Annotated in this window: 24 protein-coding genes and 1 pseudogene; 8 read left to right on the top strand and 17 right to left on the bottom strand. The window is 67.3% G+C overall.

The features are described from left to right. Nucleotides 1-31: 31 nt before the first annotated feature. Both HW466_RS15615 and HW466_RS15610 read right to left on the bottom strand, forming a co-directional pair. Nucleotides 32-496 (bottom strand): OsmC family protein, encoded by a 465-nt coding sequence (locus HW466_RS15615; RefSeq protein ID WP_081053242.1) that lies wholly within the window; start codon nt 494-496, stop codon nt 32-34. A gap of 437 nt (nt 497-933) precedes the next feature. Next, entirely contained in the window at nt 934-1,239 is a 306-nt protein-coding gene (locus HW466_RS15610; protein WP_059451990.1) for a DUF1090 family protein, read from the bottom strand. Nucleotides 1,240-1,551: 312 nt separating this feature from the next. Here HW466_RS15610 and rplM point away from each other — a divergent pair, with 312 nt between their 5' ends. The 3 genes from rplM to erpA all read left to right on the top strand — a co-directional run bounded on the left by rplM (nt 1,552) and on the right by erpA (nt 2,963). Beyond that, complete coding sequence (gene rplM, locus HW466_RS15605) at nt 1,552-1,980, top strand: 50S ribosomal protein L13 (protein ID WP_009687896.1); 429 nt, start codon at nt 1,552-1,554, stop codon at nt 1,978-1,980. 11 nt (nt 1,981-1,991) lie between these two features. Then, the gene (gene rpsI, locus HW466_RS15600) at nt 1,992-2,384 is read left to right on the top strand and encodes a 30S ribosomal protein S9 (protein ID WP_011883283.1); all 393 of its coding nucleotides are present in this window, start codon (nt 1,992-1,994) and stop codon (nt 2,382-2,384) included. A 207-nt stretch (nt 2,385-2,591) separates the two neighbouring features. Continuing rightward, complete coding sequence (gene erpA / locus HW466_RS15595) at nt 2,592-2,963, top strand: iron-sulfur cluster insertion protein ErpA (protein WP_059451991.1); 372 nt, start codon at nt 2,592-2,594, stop codon at nt 2,961-2,963. A gap of 119 nt (nt 2,964-3,082) precedes the next feature. On the opposite strand, the gene HW466_RS15590 is transcribed toward erpA, so the two are convergent. Continuing rightward, nucleotides 3,083-4,231: an anhydro-N-acetylmuramic acid kinase gene (locus tag HW466_RS15590; protein WP_174905559.1), complete on the bottom strand. Its 1,149-nt coding sequence runs from the start codon at nt 4,229-4,231 to the stop codon at nt 3,083-3,085. A gap of 143 nt (nt 4,232-4,374) precedes the next feature. Here HW466_RS15590 and tyrS point away from each other — a divergent pair, with 143 nt between their 5' ends. Genes tyrS through HW466_RS15575 form a run of 3 tightly spaced genes read left to right on the top strand, consistent with a single transcriptional unit; the run spans nt 4,375 to nt 6,756 of the window. Beyond that, on the top strand, nt 4,375-5,616 hold the full coding sequence (gene tyrS, locus HW466_RS15585; RefSeq protein WP_059451993.1) for a tyrosine--tRNA ligase: 1,242 nt from the start codon (nt 4,375-4,377) through the stop codon (nt 5,614-5,616). Beyond that, nucleotides 5,613-6,071, top strand: coding sequence for a D-aminoacyl-tRNA deacylase (dtd, locus tag HW466_RS15580; RefSeq protein ID WP_059451994.1), 459 nt, complete (start codon nt 5,613-5,615; stop codon nt 6,069-6,071). Before tyrS ends, dtd begins: the two co-directional genes overlap by 4 nt. 22 nt (nt 6,072-6,093) lie before the next feature. Further along, nucleotides 6,094-6,756: a histidine phosphatase family protein gene (locus HW466_RS15575; RefSeq protein WP_151004923.1), complete on the top strand. Its 663-nt coding sequence runs from the start codon at nt 6,094-6,096 to the stop codon at nt 6,754-6,756. Between the two features lie 5 nt (nt 6,757-6,761). Here HW466_RS15575 and HW466_RS31920 read toward each other — a convergent pair. The 10 genes and pseudogenes from HW466_RS31920 to HW466_RS15530 all read right to left on the bottom strand — a co-directional run. Next, nucleotides 6,762-6,955, bottom strand: a pseudogene (locus HW466_RS31920) (hypothetical protein); the annotation flags it as partial. 48 nt (nt 6,956-7,003) lie between these two features. Continuing rightward, nucleotides 7,004-7,957 (bottom strand): oxygenase MpaB family protein, encoded by a 954-nt coding sequence (locus HW466_RS15570; RefSeq protein ID WP_151004925.1) that lies wholly within the window; start codon nt 7,955-7,957, stop codon nt 7,004-7,006. 24 nt (nt 7,958-7,981) lie between these two features. Beyond that, nucleotides 7,982-9,049: a Holliday junction branch migration DNA helicase RuvB gene (gene ruvB, locus HW466_RS15565; protein ID WP_059451997.1), complete on the bottom strand. Its 1,068-nt coding sequence runs from the start codon at nt 9,047-9,049 to the stop codon at nt 7,982-7,984. A gap of 108 nt (nt 9,050-9,157) precedes the next feature. Beyond that, nucleotides 9,158-9,739, bottom strand: coding sequence for a Holliday junction branch migration protein RuvA (ruvA, locus tag HW466_RS15560; protein ID WP_021162490.1), 582 nt, complete (start codon nt 9,737-9,739; stop codon nt 9,158-9,160). Nucleotides 9,740-9,918: 179 nt separating this feature from the next. Beyond that, nucleotides 9,919-10,461 (bottom strand): crossover junction endodeoxyribonuclease RuvC, encoded by a 543-nt coding sequence (ruvC, locus tag HW466_RS15555; protein ID WP_059465409.1) that lies wholly within the window; start codon nt 10,459-10,461, stop codon nt 9,919-9,921. A 151-nt stretch (nt 10,462-10,612) separates the two neighbouring features. Beyond that, entirely contained in the window at nt 10,613-12,178 is a 1,566-nt protein-coding gene (gene purH / locus HW466_RS15550; protein WP_059768388.1) for a bifunctional phosphoribosylaminoimidazolecarboxamide formyltransferase/IMP cyclohydrolase, read from the bottom strand. A gap of 44 nt (nt 12,179-12,222) precedes the next feature. Further along, nucleotides 12,223-12,456, bottom strand: a complete 234-nt coding sequence (locus tag HW466_RS15545; RefSeq protein WP_006476892.1) for a Fis family transcriptional regulator — start codon at nt 12,454-12,456, stop codon at nt 12,223-12,225. Next, nucleotides 12,453-13,520, bottom strand: coding sequence for a tRNA dihydrouridine synthase DusB (gene dusB / locus HW466_RS15540; RefSeq protein ID WP_059506935.1), 1,068 nt, complete (start codon nt 13,518-13,520; stop codon nt 12,453-12,455). The genes HW466_RS15545 and dusB overlap by 4 nt, the downstream gene beginning before the upstream one ends. Nucleotides 13,521-13,663: 143 nt before the next feature. Continuing rightward, nucleotides 13,664-14,851 (bottom strand): UbiH/UbiF/VisC/COQ6 family ubiquinone biosynthesis hydroxylase, encoded by a 1,188-nt coding sequence (locus tag HW466_RS15535; protein WP_059506936.1) that lies wholly within the window; start codon nt 14,849-14,851, stop codon nt 13,664-13,666. 91 nt (nt 14,852-14,942) lie between these two features. Further along, nucleotides 14,943-16,340: an aminopeptidase P N-terminal domain-containing protein gene (locus HW466_RS15530; protein ID WP_059506937.1), complete on the bottom strand. Its 1,398-nt coding sequence runs from the start codon at nt 16,338-16,340 to the stop codon at nt 14,943-14,945. Between the two features lie 185 nt (nt 16,341-16,525). Between HW466_RS15530 and HW466_RS15525 the strand changes: the two genes are divergently transcribed. Continuing rightward, nucleotides 16,526-17,140: a glutathione S-transferase family protein gene (locus HW466_RS15525; RefSeq protein ID WP_059452004.1), complete on the top strand. Its 615-nt coding sequence runs from the start codon at nt 16,526-16,528 to the stop codon at nt 17,138-17,140. A 94-nt stretch (nt 17,141-17,234) separates the two neighbouring features. On the opposite strand, the gene HW466_RS15520 is transcribed toward HW466_RS15525, so the two are convergent. From HW466_RS15520 to HW466_RS15505, 4 genes are all read right to left on the bottom strand, one after another. After that, nucleotides 17,235-18,854, bottom strand: a complete 1,620-nt coding sequence (locus tag HW466_RS15520; RefSeq protein ID WP_059506938.1) for an FMN-binding glutamate synthase family protein — start codon at nt 18,852-18,854, stop codon at nt 17,235-17,237. A gap of 118 nt (nt 18,855-18,972) precedes the next feature. Beyond that, the gene (gene mnmA, locus HW466_RS15515) at nt 18,973-20,148 is read right to left on the bottom strand and encodes a tRNA 2-thiouridine(34) synthase MnmA (protein WP_151005867.1); all 1,176 of its coding nucleotides are present in this window, start codon (nt 20,146-20,148) and stop codon (nt 18,973-18,975) included. After that, nucleotides 20,145-20,654 carry an NUDIX hydrolase gene (locus HW466_RS15510; RefSeq protein ID WP_059452007.1) on the bottom strand — a complete coding sequence of 170 codons (510 nt, stop codon included), beginning with the start codon at nt 20,652-20,654 and terminating at the stop codon, nt 20,145-20,147. Before HW466_RS15510 ends, mnmA begins: the two co-directional genes overlap by 4 nt. Nucleotides 20,655-20,841: 187 nt before the next feature. Continuing rightward, nucleotides 20,842-21,762, bottom strand: a complete 921-nt coding sequence (locus tag HW466_RS15505; RefSeq protein ID WP_174905558.1) for a LysR family transcriptional regulator — start codon at nt 21,760-21,762, stop codon at nt 20,842-20,844. 78 nt (nt 21,763-21,840) lie between these two features. On the opposite strand from HW466_RS15505, the gene HW466_RS15500 reads away from it, so the two are divergent. After that, the gene (locus HW466_RS15500; RefSeq protein ID WP_174905557.1) at nt 21,841-22,764 is read left to right on the top strand and encodes a carbon-nitrogen hydrolase family protein; all 924 of its coding nucleotides are present in this window, start codon (nt 21,841-21,843) and stop codon (nt 22,762-22,764) included. Nucleotides 22,765-22,775 lie beyond the last annotated feature (11 nt).

Raw genomic sequence — 22,775 nt, 5'->3', positions numbered from 1 at the left:
GCCCTTTTTTTCATGCATGGCTGACTGGCTGTCAGACCGCGACGATGTCGAACGAATGCGTGAGTTCGGCCGTCTTCGCGATCATGATCGATGCGGAGCAGTACTTGTCGTGCGACAGGTTGATCGCGCGCTCGACCGTGGCCGGGTTCAGGTTGCGGCCCGTGACGGTGAAGTGGAAGTGGACCTTCGTGAACACCTTCGGATCCTCGCTCGCGCGTTCGGCCTTCAGCGTGACCGAGCAGCCGGTGACTTCCTGGCGGCTCTTCTTCAGGATCAGCACGACGTCGTACGCGGTGCAGCCGCCGGTGCCGACCAGCACCATTTCCATCGGGCGCGGTGCGAGATTGTGTCCGCCGCCTTCCGGCGCGCCGTCCATCGCGACGAGGTGCCCGCTCCCGGTCTGGGCGGAAAACGCCATGCCGTCCTGACCCATCCAGCTTACTTTGCATTCCATGCTTGCACTCCAGCGTTGCCTGATTCGAATTCGATCACGCATTGTAGCCCGCAGCGCAACGGTCGGCTGATGCGCTGCACGACATGCAACGTCGCGCCGCCGCACGCGGCGCGTCGTGCGTCGATTTCCCTGCTGTTTTTAGGGGTTTTGCTCTAGGTGCGATCGACTGCAGGCCGCGGTTTTGATTTCTAAGTATTTGATTTTAATGAAGAAGTCATCTTTGGTGAGTGACATTCCCTTCGTTCCACATTGTGGGTATCGATTTCGCAATGCAAATTTTCTTGTGAAACCGTCAGCTCATTCGTATAATGAGCCTCATTGGTTGTCGCGCTGCGGCAACCTCCGCATGTCTCCTCCACCCTCCTCCTAAGGTGGATTAAGCCCGAACCAGCCGTTCGGGCTTTTTTTCGTCCCATGCAAGCATCGGCGCGCGGTTTGCGCGTTCCGATGCCTGTCGTGACGCGTTGCCGTGACGTCGTCTACGCGGGTTGTCGTGCGGCCGTTTGCGATGCCTCGCCGGTTGGCCTGGCGGTCGAACCGGCGGCCGTGGGCGGGACCTGCGCGGCCGATGCGTGGCCATGGCCGCGCGCGCAGAAATGGCGGACGCGTTCGCGTACCGCGCGCAGGCGGGCCACGCGATCCTCGGCATGGGCGTCGCGCGCGTCGGCAATGCGGGCGTCGAGTGCGTCGAGCTTGGCCTCGCAGCCGGCCCGGGCAGCGACGGCAGGCGTCGCGGCCGCCAGCAATGCGGCCGCGAGAAAGGGCGTAAGTCGTTGTTTCATCATGCTCGTTTGTTGTTTTTCCGTTGTCGGCCGGTCGGGCGCGGCAAGGTCGGGTGCCGCGCGTCGATGGGTGCCTCCCCGGGCGCTCGGTTCGCCCGGGATATCGGGGCACGACCGAATTTTGGCCCATTTCACGCGTCGCCGGCACGGGGCGTGGATTCTTTTTGACCGAGCTCCCGTATTTCCTTTATAATTCAGGGCTTTTCCGCATTCATGCCCACGGAAAAAGAACAGGGAGAGCCTGCACCGCGCCTCGAAGCGCACACAGACAAGCAGGAAGAACACATCGGGCAAAGCATTTTTTTTGGATCGATCATGAAGACGTTTTCCGCAAAAGCCCATGAGGTGACGCGCGAATGGTACGTGATTGACGCGACGGATAAGGTTCTCGGCCGTGTTGCCAGCGAAGTGGCACGCCGTCTGCGCGGCAAGCACAAGCCTGAGTTCACCCCGCACGTCGACACTGGTGATTTCATCATCATCATCAACGCAAGCAAGTTGAAGGTCACGGGCAACAAGACTCTGGACAAGAAGTACTACCGTCACTCGGGCTACCCGGGCGGCATCTATGAAACGACGTTCGGCAAGATGCAGGAACGCTTCCCGGGCCGCGCGCTCGAGAAGGCGGTCAAGGGCATGCTGCCGAAGGGCCCGCTCGGCTACGCGATGATCAAGAAGCTGAAGGTCTACGCTGAAGCGACGCATCCGCACTCGGCTCAACAGCCGAAGGCGCTCGAGATCTAAGGGGAGCCCACATGATCGGTAACTGGAACTACGGCACGGGCCGCCGCAAGAGCGCAGTCGCACGTGTCTTCATCAAGGCTGGCAAGGGCGACATCATCGTCAACGGCAAGCCCATCGCTGACTACTTCTCGCGCGAAACGTCGCTGATGATCGTGCGTCAACCGCTGGAACTCACGAACCACGGCCAGACGTTCGACATCAAGGTGAACGTGAACGGCGGCGGCGAAACGGGTCAGGCAGGCGCAGTGCGCCACGGCATCACCCGCGCGCTGATCGACTACGATGCGACGCTGAAGCCGTCGCTGTCGAACGCAGGCTTCGTCACGCGCGATGCACGTGAAGTCGAGCGTAAGAAGGTTGGTCTGCGCAAGGCACGTCGCGCAAAGCAGTTCTCGAAGCGTTAATTCCGCTTCATGGCCGCGCCGCTTTCGGGCGGCGTCCGCCGGAAAAACCGCCAGCATTCGCGCTGGCGGTTTTTTTATGCCTGCGCGGCGGCGTCCCGCGGGCCGTCTCCTTTACTGAAATCAACAAGAACCTATTGATTTCATGGACATCAGCACGATCTTCTGATCGGCCCTACAATAGCGGCTAAAGCTTTTTGGAGAGTTCGCATGAACGCTGTTACCGAATCCGCAGCAACGACCACCGAAATGCCGGTACCGTTCGTCTTCACCGACGCCGCGGCCGACAAGGTCAAGCAACTGATCGACGAAGAGGGCAATCCCGACCTGAAGCTGCGCGTATTCGTGCAGGGTGGCGGCTGCTCGGGCTTCCAGTATGGCTTCACGTTCGACGAGGAAGTCAACGAGGACGACACCGTGATGAACAAGAACGGCGTCCAGCTCCTGATCGACTCGATGAGCTACCAGTACCTGGTCGGCGCCGAGATCGACTACAAGGACGACCTCAACGGCGCCCAGTTCGTGATCAAGAACCCGAACGCAACGACCACCTGCGGGTGTGGCTCGTCGTTCTCGGTCTGAGCGCACGACAAATTCTGTCCGGTCCGGCGGAGTGAAAAACGGGGCTTCATGCCCCGTTTTTTATGCCTGCGCGCGGCGCGAACCGCGCGGCCTGCGTCTCGACGCGTCCCGGCCGGCCATCAGCGCGGATAAAGCGCGCCCAGCACGCGCGCGTCCGCGGCGCCCGTCACGCTTGGGAGGTTGCCGGGCTGGCGCGCGGTGAAGCGATATGCGAGCCACGCGAACGCGAGCGCTTCGACCTGTTGCGGCGGCACGCCGAGCGCTGCGGTCGTCTCCACCGTCGCCGGCACGCCGGCCTCGCGCAGCGCATTCGCGAGCGCGGCGAGCAGCACCGGATTGCGGGCACCGCCGCCGCACACGAACACGGCCTTGCAATCCGCCGCATGCTGCGCGACTTCGCGGGCGACCGAGACGGCGGTGAGTGCCGTCAGCGTGGCCTGCACGTGTTCCGGCGCGAGCTGCGCGAACCCGGCGAGCTTTGCGTCGAGCCACGCCGGATTGAACAGGTCGCGGCCGGTGCTTTTCGGCGGCGGCGCGGCGAAGTACGGCTCGTCGAGCAGCGCGTCGAGCAGCGGCGCGTGCACGGTGCCGCGTGCGGCGAACTTGCCGCCGTCGTCGTACGGCTTGCCGAGATGGCGCGTCGCCCACGCGTCGAGCAGTGCGTTCGCGGGCCCGCAGTCGAAGCCGCGCACGTCGCCGCCATCGCCGGGCAGGATGGTGATGTTGCTGATGCCGCCGAGGTTGCAGACGACCCGCGTCTCGCCCGGCGCGCCGAAGATCGTCGCGTGGAACGCCGGCGCGAGCGGCGCGCCGTGGCCGCCGGCTGCGACGTCGCGGCTGCGGAAATCGGCGATCACGTCGATGTGGGCAAGCTCCGCGAGCAGGGCCGGATTGTTGAGCTGGCGCGTGTAGCCGCGCTCGGGACGATGTCGGACCGTCTGGCCATGCACGCCGATCGCGCGCACCTCGTCGCGCGACAGGCCGGCGGTGCGCTGCAATTCGTGACAGCACACCGCGTAGCGCGCGACGAGCGCGTTCGCCGCGACCGATTCGCGGTCGATCTCGTTGTCGCCGGGCTGCTGCAGCGCGAACAGCGCATCGCGCAGCGATTGCGCGAAGCCGACGAACGCTTCCGCGAGCACGACCGGCGCGCGGCCGGTCTCGAAACGCACGGCGACGCCGTCGACGCCGTCCATGCTGGTTCCCGACATCAGCCCGAAGTAAATGCCGTCGGCCGGATGGGCGGGTTGCGGATGTCGTTGCGGCACGTTGGGTTCTCCTGGATCGAGCGGCGCGGGCCGGTGCCGCGCGCCTTGCGCCCGATTATCCGCGCAACCTGACGCATCGTTAAGCGATGCACGCGCAAGTTATGGGAAAATCCCTGTCTTTGCGACATTCTTCCCCGGCACCGATGAGCACCGAACCCAGTTCCAAGCCTGTTTTCCCGATCACCGACGAAGTCCGCCATGCGCTCGCCGTCACGAAGCGCGGCGTCGACGAACTGCTGATCGAGGAAGAGTTCGCGCAGAAGCTCGCGCGCAGCGCGGCTACCGGCACGCCGCTGCGCATCAAGCTCGGCCTCGATCCGACCGCGCCCGACATTCACATCGGCCATACGGTCGTGCTGAACAAGATGCGCCAGCTGCAGGATCTCGGCCACACCGTGATCTTCCTGATCGGCGACTTCACGTCGCTGATCGGAGACCCGTCGGGCCGCAACGCGACGCGCCCGCCGCTCACGCGCGAGCAGATCGAGTCGAACGCGAAGACCTACTTCGAACAGGCCGCGCTCGTGCTCGATCGCGCCAAGACCGAAATTCGCTACAACAGCGAATGGTCGATGCCGCTCGGCGCGGACGGGATGATCAAGCTCGCGTCGCGCTACACGGTCGCGCGGATCCTCGAGCGCGAGGATTTCACGAAGCGCTTCCAGAGCGGCGTGCCGATCTCGATCCATGAATTCCTGTATCCGCTGATGCAGGGTTACGACTCGGTCGCGCTGAACGCCGACCTCGAACTCGGCGGCACCGACCAGAAGTTCAACCTGCTCGTCGGCCGCGAACTGCAGAAGCAGTACGGCCAGGAACAGCAGTGCATCCTGACGATGCCGCTGCTCGAAGGCCTCGACGGCGTCGAGAAGATGTCGAAGTCGAAGGGCAACTACGTCGGCATCAGCGAGAAGCCGAACGACATGTTCGGCAAGCTGATGAGCATCTCGGACACGCTGATGTGGCGTTACTTCGAGCTGCTGTCGTTCCGCGGCCTCGACGAAATCGCCGGTTTCAAGCGCGAGGCCGAAGGCGGCCGCAATCCGCGCGACTTCAAGGTGCTGCTCGCGCAGGAAATCGTCGCGCGCTTCCACTCGCAGGCCGACGCCGAGCGCGCGCTGGAAGACTTCAATCACCGTGCGAAGGGCGGTGTGCCGGACGACATTCCGTCGGTCACGCTCGCGGGCGCGCCGCTCGCGATCGGCCAGCTGCTGAAGCAGGCGGGCCTCGTGCCGTCGACGAGCGAAGCGCTGCGCAACATCGAACAGGGCGGCGTGAAGATCGATGGCGCGACGGTGTCCGACAAGGGTCTGAAGGTCGAAGCCGGCGAGTTCGTCGTGCAGGTCGGCAAACGCCGCTTCGCGCGCGTCACGCTGACCGCATGATCGCGCTGATCCAGCGCGTGAAGCGCGCCGACGTGCGCGTCGGCGACCGCACGACGGGCGAGATCGGCGCGGGGCTGCTCGCGCTCGTCTGCGCGGAACGTGGCGACACCGAGGCCGCGGCCGACAAGCTGCTCGCGAAGCTGCTCGGCTATCGCGTGTTCAGCGACGCGGCGGGCAAGATGAATCTGCCGGTGTCGAACATCGACGGCATGGGCGGTGCCGGCGGCCTGCTGCTCGTGTCGCAGTTCACGCTCGCGGCCGATACCAACAGCGGGCTGCGGCCGAGCTTCACGCCGGCCGCGCCGCCCGACGAAGGCGCGCGCCTGTTCGACTATTTCGTCGCGGCCGCGCGCGCGCGTCATCCGATCGTCGAGACGGGCGAGTTCGGCGCCGACATGCAGGTGTCGCTCGTCAACGACGGCCCCGTGACGTTCTGGCTGCAAGTGCGGCCCTGACTTTCCCCGGAGACGCGCCGCGATGGCCACCACGCAGATTCTCTTCATTCGTCATGGCGAGACGGCCTGGAACCGCATCAAGCGCATCCAGGGCCATATCGACATTCCGCTGGCCGACACCGGGCTCGCGCAGGCGCAGCGGCTGGCCGCGCGGCTCGCGCGGGAAATGCATGAAGGGCAGCGGCTCGACGCGATCTATTCGAGCGACCTGATGCGTGCGCAGCAGACCGCGCAACCCTTTGCCGATGCGCTCGGGCTGCCGCTGCGGTTGCGCGAAGGGCTGCGCGAACGCGCGTACGGCGTATTCCAGGGGCATGACAGCACCGAGATCGAGACGCTGTTTCCGGACGCGTACGCCGCATGGCAGACGCGCGACCCGGGTTTCGCGCCCGACGGCGGCGAGTCGCAGCGCGGGTTCTATCATCGCGTGCTGCATGCGCTCGAGCCGATCGTCGCGGCGCATCCGGGCGGGCGGATCGCATGCGTCGCGCACGGCGGCGTGCTCGATTGTGTGTATCGCTTTGCAAACGGCCTCGACCTGTCGGCGCCGCGCAGCTATCCGTTGCTGAATACCAGCATCAACGTTGTCGATTACGTCGATGGTCGTGCGCAGGTCGTGCAATGGGCCGACGTGTCGCATCTGGATACCGCGAGCGACGACGACGGGTATCGTAAGGTACTTTGATGTGTTCATGCCGGTCTCGCCGGCATGAGCGGGCGGTGCCGCCTTCCCGGAGTGGCCTGGTGCGGCAGCGCGTGGCGGCCTGTCTGGAAGTTGAGCGCGTACGCGATCTTCCCGGGCTGTCGGCCGCGATTGGCCGGCGCGGTGCGTCGCATTCTCCTTTGGTGTACTTCTTCCCCCCCTTGATTGCATCGGTGCGGCCGTCACGGGAATCCGACGGCGAATCGAAATGATCTCAAGAAGTGGATCGTCAGGCGGGTGGGGCGCCGTCGGGCGGCGTCGCGGTGGCACGACGGCGTGCGCGTTTCGATGCGCCGTTGACGAGCGCCCAGCGCAGCACGGGCGCGACCGCCCTGACACCGGGCCGTACCACCGCGCGCCGCAGCGGCGCGAACGTCGACACACCGAGCATGCGCTGCCCCCAGTGCGGCAGCAGGTCGATGCCCGCATGCATGATCAGTGACGCGGCCGGCCGCAGCGCGGGCGTCGAGATCGGCACGTTGAGCAGGACGTCCATGACGGCGAAGGTACGCGGCCCTGCTTCGAGCTCGGGCCGCATCCGCGTGAAATACGCCGCGACTTCCGCACGCGAACGGGGCACGTCGCGGGCGCCGAGCAATTCGGCGATCAATGCCGTTTCAGCGTAGTAGCCATCCTGCAGTTCGCCAGACAGCGACGGGTTCACGTAGCGCAAATGGGCGGCGAGGAAGCTCGATACTTCCGCGACGTGCACCCAGGTCAGCAACGCCGGATCGTCGGCCCGGTAAGGCCGGCCATCGGGCGCGGTACCCGATACGCGTGCGTGGATCGTTTTTACGCGCTCGATCAGCGCGAGTGCGTCCGCCCGGCTGCCGAACGTCGTGCCCGTGATGAACGTGGCGGTGCGTCGCAAGCGGCCGAGGATGTCGGTGCGAAACGACGAGTGATCCCAGACGCCCGCCAGCGCGAGCGGATGGAGCGCCTGCAGCAGCAGCGCGGCAATGCCGCCCGTCATCATCGACGTGAAATCGGCATGCACGCGCCAGCAGATGGCGTCCGGGCCGAACAGCCCCGGGTCTCCGGGAGGCGACGACAGGTCGATCGACGGACCGCCGCCGCCGGTCGTCAGGTGCGTGATGCCGGCCACGAGCCGCTTGCGGATCGGTTCGACCCAGCGCGGGCCCGGCGTGGGCGTGGCGGGGTGCGGGCCGGGCGGCGTGGTCATGGCAGTCGTGGCGCGGGCGGGCGGTTACTTCCCGTCGGCGGCGTCCCACATTCCGCGTTCGGTGCTGCCGGCATCGGGCGCCGAGAGGCCGAAGTGGCGGTACGTGAGCAGCGTCGCGACGCGCCCGCGCGGTGTGCGCTGCAGGAAGCCCTGCTGGATCAGGTACGGCTCGAGCACGTCCTCGATCGTGTCGCGCTCCTCGCCGATCGCGGCGGCGAGGTTGTCGATACCGACCGGGCCGCCGTCGAACTTGTGCAGGATCGCCTCGAGCAGCTTGCGGTCCATCAGGTCGAAGCCGACGGGATCGACGTCGAGCATCGCGAGCGCGGCGTCGGCCACGGCCGCGGTGATCTGGCCGTCGGCCTTCACTTCCGCATAGTCGCGCACGCGGCGCAGCAGCCGGTTCGCGATCCGGGGCGTGCCGCGCGAGCGCTTCGCGATTTCCAGCGCGCCGTTCGGATCGATCTGCGCATTCAGCAGCGACGCCGAGCGTCGCACGATGCGCGACAGTTGGTCGGCATCGTAGAACTCGAGGCGCGCGACGATCCCGAAGCGATCGCGCAGCGGGTTGGTCAGCATCCCCGCGCGCGTGGTCGCGCCGACCAGCGTGAACGGCTGCAAGTCGAGCTTCACGCTGCGTGCGGCCGGCCCTTCGCCGATCATGATGTCGATCTGGTAATCCTCCAGCGCCGGATACAGGATTTCCTCGACGACCGGCGACAGCCGGTGGATTTCGTCGATGAACAGGACGTCGTTCGCTTCGAGGTTGGTCAGCAGCGCGGCGAGATCGCCCGCGCGCTCCAGCACGGGTCCCGACGTCTGGCGCAGGTTCACGCCCATCTCGCGCGCGATGATGTGCGCGAGGGTGGTCTTGCCGAGGCCCGGCGGCCCGAACAGCAGCACGTGGTCGAGCGGCTCGGAGCGGCGCTTCGCGGCCTCGATGAAGATCTCGAGCTGGCCGCGCACCTTTTCCTGGCCGACGTAGTCGTCGAGCTGGCGCGGCCGCAGCGCGCGTTCGAACACCTCCTCGTGCGACGAGGCGGGCGTGGCGGCGATGATCCGCTCGGCGGCGAGTTTGTCGGTTTCAATCATGCGGCCATTGTACCGCGCGCGCTCACGCGGTCGAACTGGCCGAACGGCCGACTGGCGCGCGCCGCACGGCGGCGCGACACTGGCTCCGACAGCCGGCTCGGCCGGGCGTTACGCCTTCGACAGTGCCTTGAGCGCGAGCTTGATGCCTTCGGACACGCCGGTGCCGGCCGGCACGTTCTTGATCGCGGCGAGGCCTTCCTTTTCCGAGTAGCCGAGTGCGAGCAGCGCATTGAGGATGTCGGTCGCGTGGTCGGACGGGGATGCGGCGCCGGCGAGCGCACCGAGGTCCGCGCCGAGCTTGCCCTTCAGCTCGAGCAACAGGCGCTCGGCGGTTTTCTTGCCGATGCCGGGCAGGCGCGTGAGACGCGCGGCGTCCTGCATCGTCACCGCCTGCGCAAGCTCCTGCACGCTCATGCCGGACAGCACGGCCAGCGCCATGCGCGCGCCGATACCGGTGATCTTCAGCAGTTCGCGGAAGGTCGTGCGCTCCTGCGGCGTCAGGAAGCCGTACAGCAGGTGCGCGTCCTCGCGCACGATCTGCTGGGTGAGCAGCACGACACGCTCGCCCGTCTGCGGCAGGTTGTAGAAGGTGCTCATCGGCACGTCGATCTCGTAGCCGACGCCGTTGCAGTCGACGAGCAGGTGGGGCGGGTTCTTTTCGAGCAGGATGCCGGCGATGCGACCGATCATGGATGGCGGGAAGCGAGGAAGAAAGCGCGAGTGTAGCGCAGGTGCGGCGCGATGCCGATGGATTGGCCGTCACGGCGGGGCAACGCGACTCGGCACGCGTGCGTGCCACAGGGCGATCGGGCGGGCAGGGCGGTCGCACGCGCACTGCGCTTAGCGTCGTTGACGTACGTGCCGTCGCGTCAGCCGACGAGCCGTCCGCGCCGCACCCGCAGCCCCTTTTTCGCGAGCGCCGGCGCGAGGCCGCTGATCGTGCCCAGCGTATTGCCGCTGTGCGCGTGGCAGATCGCCATCCCGAGCGCGTCGGCCGCGTCGCTGCCGGGCTGGCCCGTGAGATTGAGCAGCCGCGTGACCATCTCCTGCATCTGCGACTTGGTCGCGCGGCCGTAACCGACGACGGCCTGCTTCAGTTGCAGCGCGGTGTATTCGGCCACCGGCAAGCCGCCGGCGACGAGCCCGCAGATCGCGGCGCCGCGCGCCTGGCCGAGCAGCAGCGTCGACTGCGGGTTCACGTTGACGAACACCTGCTCGATCGCGGCCTGGTCGGGCGCGTGTTCGCGCACGAGCGTCGATACACCCTGGAAGATCGTGCCGAGCCGGGTCGCCAGGTCGGCCGTTGGCGTGCGGATCACGCCGCTTGCGACATAGGCGAGCCGGTGGCCGCTGACGTCGATGATGCCGAAACCCGTGACGCGCAGGCCGGGGTCGATGCCGAGAATTCGCATGAGTGAGGAGAAAAACCTGATGCAGCGATACTACAACGAATGGTGTACGGCACCGGCCGCACGGTGGCCCGCGCGGGCGCCGCGCAATAAAAAACCCGGCGGGTGTGATGCCGCCGGGTTTTCATGCAGCGGCCGCGCGGGCCGCGTGCGATCAGTGACGGAAGTGACGCACGCCCGTCAGGACCATCGCGATGCCGTGCTCGTCGGCCGCGGCGATCACTTCGTCGTCGCGCATCGAGCCGCCCGGCTGGATCACGCAGGTCGCGCCTGCCGCCACGACGACGTCGAGACCGTCGCGGAACGGGAAGAACGCATCCGACGCGACAGCCGAGCCGGCCAGCGTGAGGCCCGCGTTCTGTGCCTTGATGCTCGCGATGCGCGCGGAATCGACGCGGCTCATCTGCCCGGCGCCGACGCCGAGCGTCATGCCGTTGCCGCAGAACACGATCGCGTTCGACTTCACGTACTTCGCGACGCGCCATGCGAACAGCAGGTCGTTCATTTCCTTCGCGGTCGGTTGACGCTTCGTGACGACGCGCAACTCGCTCGGCTGCACGTTCTTCGAATCGAGCGATTGCACGAGCAGGCCGCCGCCCACACGCTTCAGGTCGAACGCGTTATGACCGTCGCCCAGCGCGATTTCGAGCAGGCGCACGTTCTGCTTGGCCGCGAACACCTGCTTTGCGGCGTCCGAGAACGACGGCGCGATCAGTACTTCGACGAACTGCTTCGCGACCGCCTGCGCGGCCGTCTCGTCGACTTCGCGGTTGAACGCGATGATGCCGCCGAACGCCGACGTCGGGTCGGTCTGGAATGCCTTCGCATACGCGTCGGCGGAGTCGTTGCCGACCGCGACGCCGCACGGGTTCGCATGCTTGATGATCACGCAGGCCGGCGCGTCGAACGTCTTCACGCATTCCCACGCCGCGTCCGAATCCGCGATGTTGTTGTACGACAGTTCCTTGCCCTGCAGCTGGCGGTAGTTCGCCAGCGCGCCGGCCGGCGTCGCGATGTCGCGGTAGAACGCCGCGCTCTGGTGCGGGTTTTCGCCGTAGCGCAGGTCCTGCACCTTGTCGAACGCCATGTTCAGCGTGGCCGGGTATGCGCTGCGCGACGCGTGCTGCAGCTCGTCGGTCAGGCTCGTCAGGTAGTTCGTGATCGCGCCGTCGTATTGCGCGGTGTGCGCGAACACTTTCGTCGCGAGGCGGAAATTGGTCGCGTAGCCGACCGCGTTGCCGTTCGCCTTCATTTCGTCGAGCACGACCGCGTAGTCGGCCGGATCGACGACGACCGTCACGTCGCGGTGGTTCTTCGCGGCCGAGCGCAGCATCGTCGGGCCGCCGATGTCGATGTTCTCGATCGCGTCGGCGAGCGTGCAGTCGTCCTTCGCGATCGTCGCGACGAACGGATACAGGTTCACGACCAGCAGGTCGATCGTCGGGATGCCGTGCTGCTCGAGCGCCTGCATGTGCTCGGGCAGGTCGCGGCGCGCCAGGATGCCGCCGTGCACCTTCGGGTGGAGCGTCTTCACGCGCCCATCGAGCATTTCCGGAAAGCCCGTGTAGTCGGCCACTTCGGTAACGGGCAGGCCGGCGTCGGCGAGCAGTTTTGCGGTGCCGCCGGTCGACAGCAGCTTGACGCCGAGGTCGGACAGCGACTTCGCGAAGTCGACGATGCCGGTCTTGTCGGAAACGGAAATGAGCGCTTGCTTGATCATGATGGAACCACCAATAGCCAGGGAAACGGGGACGGGACGGCCGCCTACAGCAGGCCGTGCTGCTGCAGCTTCTTGCGCAGCGTATTGCGATTGATGCCGAGGTACTCCGCGGCGAGCGACTGGTTGCCGCCGGCCTGTACGAGCACGACCTCGAGCATCGGCTTTTCGACGCAGGACATCACCATTTCGTAGACGTCGTGCGGATTGGAGCCGTCTAGATCCCGGAAATACACGTCCAGGCTCTCGCGGACACATTGTTCGATGTTGTGCTTGCTCATGCTGCTAACTGGTTATGGTCGTCCGACTCGCCCTGGCCGTTTTCCTCTTCGTCATCGACGTAGACGAGGTGGTCCGACAGCGCCTTTTGCGCCTCGAAGAATGCGTTGACGGCGGCGAGCTGCTCGCGGGTGGAATCGAGCGTGTTCATCCTGTGCCGGAACCCGTTGGCACCGGAAAGGCCGCGAGTGTACCAGCCGATGTGCTTGCGCGCAGTACGGACGCCCGTGAATTCACCATAGAACGCGTAGTGGTCTTCCAGGTGTTCGTTCATCACGTGCTGGATCTCGTCGATCCGCGGCGGGGGCAGCAGCTCGCCGGTTTGCAGGAAATGATCGATTTCACGGAACAGCCACGGCCGGCCTTGCGCGGCGCGACCGATCATCAGTGCGTCGGCGCCGGTTGCGTCGAGCACGGCCTTCGCTTTTGCCGGCGACGTGATGTCGCCGTTCGCGACGACCGGGATGCGCACGGCCGCCTTCACGGCCGCGATGGTGTCGTATTCCGCGTCGCCGCGGTAGAGGTCGGCGCGCGTGCGGCCGTGCACGGTCAGCATCGAGATGCCGGCCGCTTCGGCCAGGCGCGCGACCGTGACCGCGTTCTTGTGCTCGCGATCCCAGCCGGTGCGGATCTTCAGCGTGACGGGCACCGCATCCGGGCCCGTGCCGACCGCCGCGACGACGGCCTCGACGATTCGCTGCACGAGCGGCTCGTTCTGCAGCAGCGCGGAGCCGGCCGCGACGTTGCAGACCTTCTTCGCCGGGCAGCCCATGTTGATGTCGATGATCTGCGCGCCGTTGTCGACGTTGTAGCGGGCGGCTTCGGCCATCATCGCCGGATCGGCGCCGGCGATCTGCACCGCGATCGGCTCGACTTCGCCTTCGTGGTTCGCCCGCCGCATCGTCTTCGCGCTCTTCCACAGCTGCGCATTCGACGCGACCATCTCGGACACGGCGTATCCGGCCCCCAGCCGCTTGCACAGCTGGCGGAACGGACGATCCGTCACGCCGGCCATCGGGGCGACGAACAGGTTGTTACGCAATACGTGAGAGCCGATAACGGGCATCGCAATGGCACCGCCCGCGGGCGCCGGGCGTCGCGGGCAAAAAAGGGCGGAGGGAAAACGCGCATTTTACCGTATTCCCATGCCCCGCCGATTTGACCCGGTTTGCATCGCCTGACGGCGCGCAACGCGCACCGCGCCGCGCGTCAGCTGCGCTGGCCGAACATCATCTGGCGCGCGATCGCCTTCTTGAGCGGCGGTACGAATTCGAGCGCGGTGAGCGCCGCGCCGCGCAGCAGCGGGAGGGGGCCGGCGTCGACCGTGAACAGCCGCGCGAGCGTGTCGGTCGCGCCGATCGTGAAGCGCCGGTCGAGCGCGCGCCGCGCGTTGAAGGTGGCAAGTGCGGTAGGTTCGAAGCCCTGGGCGGACAGCGCGTCGACGAGCGTGTGCGCGTCGCGCAGCCCCAGGTTGAGCCCTTGGCCTGCGACCGGATGCAGCGTTTGCGCGGCATTGCCGACGATCGCGATGCGACCGTTGACGAGCGTTTGCGCCGCGCTCAGTCCCAGCGGAAACGATGCGCGCCCCGCGATCGCGATGAACCGGCCCATCCGCTCGCCGAAGGCAGCGCCGAGTTCGCGCAGGAACGCGTCGTCGGGAAGGGCCGCGCGTCGGGCCGCCTCGTCGGGCGCGCAGCACCACACGAGCGAATATTCGGCCTGGCGCGGACCGCCGAGCGGCAGCAGCGCGAGCGGGCCTTCGTGCGTGAAGCGTTCCCATGCAACGTTCGGGCGCGGCGCCGAGACCGTGACCGTGCCGACGATCGCGGTCTGACCGTAGTCGCGGTGATGCTTGCCGGTATCGGCCTGCCGTTCGTGGAACAACCCGCCTTCGGCATTGATGACGAGGCGCGCGCGCAGCGTGCGCTCGCCTTGCGGGCCGTCGAGCGTCAGCGTGACGCCGTCGGCGTCCTGTCGCGGCGTGCGGGCGGTGGTCGACGTGAGCCAGTCGATGCGCGTGCCGCGCACCGCCTGCGCGAGGGCCTGCACGATCGAGCCGTAGCGCACGACGTAGCCGAGGGCGGCCAGGTCGTGCTCGTCGCGATCGATCAGCGTGCGGCCGAAATGGCCGCGCTGCGACACGTGAATGTGCTCGATCGGCGTTGCGTCGCCCGGCCATCCGAGCGTGTCGAGCAGCACGCGGCTGCCATGCGACACGGCGATCGCACGCGGGTCGTTCGCGCTCGCGGCCGGTTCGCGCGCGTCGATCAGCGCGATCGACGCGTGCTGCGTCGCGCTGCGTCGGGCGAGCCAGCCGGCGAGCGCGAGCCCGACGGGGCCCGCGCCGACGATGGCGAGATCGTAGTCCGGCGTGGCCGGGGAGGAAGCGGTCGTCATCAGTGTTCGTGAAACGGGGTAACGGTCAACGGCGAATCAACGGCGAGCCGAAGGTGGCGCGACAGCGGCGCGATGGCAACTTGCGGGACGCTCACGCACCGTGCGCCGCGCCCGCGCGCATCAGCGCCTCGATCTCGGCGGCCGCCACCGGCACGTCGCGCGTGATCAGCTCGCAACCGTGCTCGCGCACGATCGCGTCGTCCTCGATGCGAATGCCGATGTTCCAGTACTCGGGCGGCACGTCGTCGGCTGCCCGCACGTACAGGCCAGGCTCGACGGTCAGCGTCATGCCGGGCTTGAGCGTGCGCCACGGCAACGCGCCGTCGGCATCGCGCGCGGCGAGCCGCTCGCGATAGTCGCCGCAATCGTGCACGTCCATGCCGAGCCAGTGGCCGGTGCGATGCATGTAGAAGCGTGCGTACGCGCGCTCGGCGATCACGTCGTCGACGTTCGAGAAGCGCGACTTCGCGATGATGCCCGTATCGAGCAGCCCTTGCGCCAATACGCGCACGGCCGCGTCGTGCGGCACCTCGAACGGTACGCCCGCGCGCGTCGCGTCGATCGCGGCCTGCTGCGCGGCGAGCACGATGTCGTACAGCGTGCGCTGCGCGGCGGAGAAGCGCCCGTTGGCCGGGAACGTGCGCGTGATGTCCGACGCGTAGCCGTCGAGTTCGCACGCGGCGTCGATCAGGATCAGGTCGCCGTCCCGCGCGCTCGCGTTGCCGGCCGGGTAATGGAGCACGCACGCGTTCGCGCCCGCCGCGACGATCGACCCGTACGCCGGCGCCTGCGCGCCATGCTTGCGGAACATGTACAGCAGCTCGGCCTCGAGTTCGTACTCGCGGATCCCCGGGCGGCACACCTGCATCGCGCGGCGATGCGCGAGCGCGGAGATGTGCGCGGCACGCATCATGATCGCGAGTTCGTGTTCGTCCTTCACGAGCCGCATGTCGTCGAGCAGCGGCGTGAGGTCGAGCAGCGCGTCGGGCGCGGCGACGCCCGTGCGTGCCTGCGCGCGCACCGCGTCGATCCAGCCGGCGAGCTGGCGGTCGAACTCGGCCGACGCGCCGAACCGGTAGTGCACGGTGCCCGCATCGGCGAGCAGGCGCGGCATTTCGGTGTCGATCACGTCGACCGCGTAGGCCGCGTCGAATCCGAACGCATCGCGCGCGGCCTCGGGCCCGTAATGGAAGCCTTCCCAGATCTCGCGGTCGGCATTCTTCGCGCGGCAGAACAGGATCGATTCCGGCGCGCCGTGCGACCCGGCCGCGTTCAGCACGAGCATGGCATCCGGCTCGGTGAAGCCCGTCAGGTAGTGGAAGTAGCTGTCATGCCGGTACGGGAAAGCCGTATCGCGGTTGCGCAGCATTTCCGGCGCGGTCGGGACGATGGCGACGCCGCCGCCCGCGGCGCGCAGTGCGGCAAGCACGCGTTCGCGGCGCTGGCGGTAGACGTCGACGGCGATGGCGGTATCGAGGGGCGCATTCATCGTGCGATTGTAGCGCCGCCGGGCGCCGCGCGTGAGAGGCGTGGCCGCAAGCCGCGCCGGACGGCGCTCGCCGACGGCTGTTGCAAACCATCCACAGGCCGGACGGGCAGATTTTCTACCCGGTCGCGCCGCCCGGTTATGATCGGCGACAACGTATACTCTCGGCGGTTCCCTTAAAAAGGCAGATGATGAAATTAATCGGTTCGCTCAGCAGCCCGTACGTCCGAAAGGCGCGGATCGTGCTTGCTGAAAAGAAGATCGACTACAAGCTGGAGCTCGAGAACGTGTGGGCGCCGGACACCGACATTCATGCGTCGAATCCGCTCGGCAAGGTCCCGTGTCTCGTGATGGAGGATGGTGCCGCGGTGTTCGATTCCCGCGTGATCTGCGAATACGTCGACACGCTGTCGCCGGTCGGCAAGCTGATTCCGCCGTCGGGGCGCGAACGTGTCGAAGTGCGTTGCTGGGAAGCGCTGGGCGACGGCGTGCTGGATGCGGCCGTGGCGATTCGTCTCGAATACACGCTGCGCGACGAAGCGCAGCGCAGCGCGAGCTGGATCGCGCGTCAGCAACGCAAGATCGACGACGCACTCGTCGCGATGTCGCAGGGCCTCGGCGGCAAGACGTGGTGCGTCGGTAATCATTACACGCTCGCCGATATCGCACTCGGCTGCGCGCTCGGCTATCTGGACTTCCGGATGCCCGAACTCAACTGGCGCGATCGCCATCCGAACCTCGACAAGCATTTCGCGAAGCTGTCGCAGCGGCAGACGTTCGTCGACACGCTGCCGCAAGGTTGAGCGGCCGCCGGCGGCGGATCTGGCAGACGAAGAAAAAGCGCCCCGCGGGGCGCTTTTCTTTATGCGAGACGCGCCGGCGGCGCGCGATCGCGCGTTATTCGATCGATGCGTAAACGGTTTCGCCGAGCACGAACGAATCGCTGCGCGCGATCGGCCACCACTTGTCGTACAGCGTATAGCCGCAGGTCTGGCCGTCGAGCAGCGCGCCCGGCTTCAGGTACTTCAGCAATTGCGACATCAGCCGCACCTCGTGCGGCGCGACGCGCTGCACGATGTGATGCGCGCGCAACTCCGACGGATGGCCGAGGCCGGCCGCCTGCACGAGTTCCTGCAGTGCATGCAGCGTGTTGCGGTGGAAGTTGTACACGCGTTCGGCCTTGTCGGGCACGACGATCGCGCGCTGGCGCACCGGATCCTGCGTGGCGACGCCGGTCGGGCAGCGGTCGGTGTGGCAGTGCTGCGCCTGGATGCAGCCGACCGCGAACATGAAGCCGCGCGCCGAGTTCACCCAGTCCGCGCCGATCGCGAGCGTGCGCGCGATGTCGAACGCGGTGATGATCTTGCCGCTCGCACCGATCTTCACGCGGTCGCGCACGCCGATCCCGACGAGCGTGTTGTGCACGAGCAGCAGCCCTTCCTGCAGCGGCACGCCGACGTGGTCGGTGAATTCGAGCGGCGCCGCGCCGGTGCCGCCTTCCGCGCCGTCGACGACGATGAAGTCCGGCACGATGCCCGTCTCGATCATCGCCTTCGCGATCCCGAAGAATTCCCACGGATGGCCGATACACAGCTTGAACCCGGTCGGCTTGCCGCCCGACAGCGTGCGCAGCCGTTCGACGAATTCGAGCAGGCCGCGCGGTGTCGAGAATTCCGAGTGCGTCGCGGGCGAGATGCAGTCCTTGCCCATCGGCACGCCGCGCGTCTCGGCGATCTCGGGCGTGATCTTCGCGGCCGGCAGCACGCCGCCGTGGCCCGGCTTCGCGCCTTGCGACAGCTTGATCTCGATCATCTTCACCTGCGGATCGGCCGCCTGCTTCGCGAACTTGTCCGGGTTGAACGTGCCGTCGTCGTTGCGGCAGCCGAAGTAGCCGGACGCGATTTCCCAGATGATATCGCCGCCGTGCTCGCGGTGGTACTTCGACAGCGAGCCTTCGCCGGTGTCGTGCGCGAAGCCGCCTTTCTTCGCGCCGAGGTTCAGCGAGCGGATCGCATTCGCGGACAGCGAGCCGAAGCTCATCGCCGAGATGTTGAAGATCGAAATGTCGTACGGCTGCGCGCGACTCGCGCCGACCCGGATCCGGAAGTCGTGGCTCGGCAGCTTGGTCGGCGCGAGCGAGTGGCTGATCCACTCGTGCGCGACGGCCTTCACGTTCAGCTCGGTGCCGTACGGGCGGTTGTCGGCGACGTTCTTCGCGCGCTGATAGACGAGGCTGCGCTGCGCGCGCGAGAACGGCTTCTCGTCGGTGTCGTCCTCGACGAAATACTGGCGGATCTCGGGGCGGATGAACTCGAACAGGAACCGGAAATGGCCCCAGAGCGGATAATTGCGCAGGATCGCGTGACGATCCTGGTTCAGGTCGTACAGGCCGACGGCGACGAGCACGACGGGGATGACGATCCACAACCAGGAAAGCACGTGGAGCGATGCGAGGGCAGCCGCCGCAACGAGCAGCAGCACGGCGCACCACATCGCGAGGTAGCGTCTGGAAAGCATGGGGACTCCGTAAGAATCTTGAAATGCCGCCATGCGTACGCTGCGCGGCGGCGCACCGGCCGCGGCGGAATCGTGTTCCGCCGGGCGCGGCGTGCCGCAAGTCTAAACCGAATGGATGTCAGCGTGCTTCGGCGAGCACGCCTTGGGCTACTGCCGGCGCCGTCTGGCCGGGCTGGCCGGTGGCCGCGAACTCGATGATGCCGCCGCCGAGGCAGATCTCGCCGTCGTACAGCACGGCCGACTGGCCGGGCGTGACCGCCCATTGCGGGTCGTCGAACGTGAGCGAGAAGTGCTCGCCGTCGGCCTGGCCGGGCGCGACCCGACCGAACGCGGCCCGACCGAATGTGCACGCCGCATCGGCCTGCCGGTAGCGCGTCTTCGCCCCGCACGAGAAGCCTTCGGCCGGCGGCTCGCCCGCGACCCAGCTCACGTTGCCGGCGACGAGCTCGCGCGACAGCAGCCATGGATGATCGTGGCCCTGCACGACGTACAGCGTGTTCGACGCGATGTCCTTCGCCGCGACGAACCACGGGTCGCCGTTGCCGTCCTTGCTGCCGCCGAGGCCGATGCCCTTGCGCTGGCCGAACGTGTAGAACGCGAGGCCGATGTGTTCGCCGACCACCTTGCCGTCGGGCGTCTTCATCGGGCCGGGTTTCGTCGGAAGATAGCGGTTCAGGAAGTCGCGGAATGGCCGTTCGCCGATGAAGCAGATGCCGGTCGAATCCTTCTTCTTCGCGTTCGGCAAGCCGATCTGCGCGGCGATCTCGCGCACTTTCGTCTTCGGGATCTCGCCGAGCGGGAACATCGTCTTCGACAGCTGCGCCTGGTTCAGCCGGTGCAGGAAGTACGACTGGTCTTTCGTATGATCGAAAGCCTTCAGCAGTTCGAAGCGACCGTCGCGCTCGCGCACGCGCGCGTAGTGGCCGGTCGCGATCATTTCCGCGTCGAGCGACATCGCGTGGTCGAGGAACGCCTTGAACTTGATCTCGGCGTTGCACAGCACGTCCGGGTTCGGCGTGCGGCCGGCCGAATATTCGCGCAGGAATTCGGCGAACACGCGGTCCTTGTATTCGGCCGCGAAGTTCACGGCTTCCACGTCGATGCCGATCAGGTCGGCCACCGATACCACGTCGATCCAGTCCTGGCGCGTCGAGCAGTATTCGCCGTCGTCGTCGTCTTCCCAGTTCTTCATGAACAGGCCGACCACGTCGTAACCCTGTTCCTTCAGCAGCCACGCGGTCACCGACGAATCGACGCCGCCCGACATGCCCACTACCACACGGCGCTTGCTCATTTGTTTACCGCCTGACGGTCGAATGCCTCCGGGCGCGGCGCGACCGAATGCGTGTGCACGAAATCGAGCGGAATGCGCCGCCCGGCGAGATAGTCGTCGACGCAGCGCATCACCGCCGGCGAGCGATGGCGCTCGCTGCACGCGCGCAGCTCGTCGGCGCTCATCCACAGCACGCGGACGATGCCGTCGTCGAGCAGGTGGCCCGGCAGCGGCTCGCCGGCCGTGCCGCAGAACGTGAAGCGCAGGTAGGTCGCGCCGGCGCTGCCCGGGCGCTCGTAGTGCGCGAGATAGACGCCGACGAGCGCGTGGGGCACGAACGGATGCGCGGTTTCCTCGAGCGTCTCGCGGATGACGGCGTCGGCGAGCGTCTCGCCGGCCTCGAGATGGCCGGCCGGCTGGTTGATGCGCAGGCCCGTCGAGGTTTCTTCCTCGATCACGAGAAAGCGACCGGCACGCTCGACGAGCGCCGCGACGGTCACATGCGGGGTCCAGATTTCGGGTTTCATGGTTCGGCATTTTACCGGTTGCGCCCGGACGCTGCCGGCCGGCAGGTTGGACGGATCCGACCCCGATCGGTCTTGCGGCGGTGACGCGCGCCCGGCGCCCGGCGCCAGCGATGCGCATGGGCGGCGCCGCGAGGTCCGATCCGCGCCGGCCGGAATGACGGTCACCGGTGGAATCGCGTCTCGTTCATCACGGAGTGACGATGGTCGCGACGCAGGCGGCGATCGTGTCGCGCACGCGCATGATCGCCGGGTCGCGCTGTGTGCTCGTGCGCCAGCCGATTTCCACCGGGTAGCGCGGCAACTCGACCGGGCACGCCAGCGCGCGCAGCGACGTCGCCTCTGCGATCGCGCGAGCCGCGTGCGCCGGAATCGTCGCCACCGCGTCGGAGCCCGCGAGCAGGTAGGGCAGCGCCGCGAAATGCGTGGTCGACGCCGCGACGCGTCGCTTGTGACCGAGTGCGGCCAGCGCTTCGTCGACGATCCCGATCACGCCGCCCGACGACACGAGCAGGTGATCGCGCTGCACGAAATCGGCAAGCGCGAGTGCGCGCGGCTCTTGCGCGCGGCCGGACGGATCGATCAGGCACGCGTAGCCGCCCGTCGCGACTGCGCGTCGGCTGAGCCCGTTTGCCGAGAAACCGCCCGACGCGATCGCGAGATCGACGCCGTGCCGCAGCAACGCGTCGCCCGCGATACCGCTGTGCGTCTGCCGAAAGATCAGCCGGATGCCCGCGGCTTCGCGTGCGACCGCGTCGATCAGCGCGCGGCCGAGCGCGATCTCGAAGTCGTCCGACAGCCCGATCGAGATCGTGCGGCCGACCCGTTCGCCGCCGTCCGCCGCGATCGCGAGGCTGGCGCGACAGCGGTCCAGCGCATCGGACAGGATCGGCTTCAGTTCGTCCGCGCGCGGCGTCGGCGCGAGCCCGCGGCCGGTGCGCGCGAACAGCGGATCGGCATAAATCACGCGCAGCCGCGCGAGCGCCGCGCTGACCGCCGATTGCGTGAGGCCGAGCCGCAACGCCGCGCGGCTCGCGCCGCCTTCCTCGTACAGCGCCTCGAACACCTTCAGCAGGTTCAGGTCGAGCCCGGCGATATCATCCACATTCATATCAGTTATCGTTTTATCGATTTGATCGATGAAATGATATCGACAAAGATGGCGTCTCCATTCATCGGAGACGCCTTCATGTCCACTTCAGTCATCGCCGCGCTGCAGATCGGCGCATCGCCCGCCGGCACGCGCGCCACGCTCGACACGATCCTCGGCTACGAAGCCGCGATCCGCGACAGCGATGCGTCGCTCGTCGTGCTGCCCGAGGCCGTGCTCGGCGGCTATCCGAAAGGCGAGATCTTCGGCACGCGGCTCGGCTACCGGCTTCCCGAGGGCCGTGACGCGTACGCGCGCTACGCCGCACAGGCGATCGACGTGCCGGGCCCCGAGACCGACGAACTGGCCGCGCTGTCGCAGCGCACCGGCGCGAGCCTCGTGGTCGGCGCGATCGAGCGGGGCGGCAGCACGCTGTACTGCACCGCGCTGTTCTTCGATCCGCGCGACGGGCTCGTCGCGAAGCACCGCAAGCTGATGCCGACCGGCACCGAACGGCTGATCTGGGGGCAGGGCGACGGCTCGACGCTGCCGGTGGTCGACACGGCGGCGGGCCGCGCGGGTGCCGCGATCTGCTGGGAGAACCACATGCCGCTGCTGCGCTGCGCGATGTATGCGAAAGGCGTGCAGATCTGGTGCGCACCGACCGTGGACGAACGCGATCTGTGGCAAAGCTCGATGCGGCACATCGCGCACGAAGGGCGCTGCTTCGTCGTGAGCGCGTGCCAGGTGCAGCCGTCGCCGCGCGCGCTCGGCATCGACGTGCCCGGCTGGGATCCCGAGCGACCGCTGATCCGCGGCGGCAGCGTGATCGTCGGGCCGCTCGGCGACCTGCTCACGGAGCCGCTCATCGGCGAGGCCGGGCTCGTGACCGCGCGCATCGATACGGACGAGCTCGTGCGGGCGCGTTACGACTTCGATGTGGTCGGACATTACGCGCGCGCCGACGTGTTTTCGCTGCACGTCGACGAACGGCCGAAGCGATCGGTGGTGTTCTGCGAATGACGGGCGCGGCC

Origin of the sequence: Burkholderia territorii (assembly GCF_902833055.1) — a bacterium.
Taxonomy (GTDB): domain Bacteria; phylum Pseudomonadota; class Gammaproteobacteria; order Burkholderiales; family Burkholderiaceae; genus Burkholderia; species Burkholderia territorii.
Note: the sequence above shows the minus strand (reverse complement) of the source record. Positions and strands in the feature narration are given on the sequence as shown.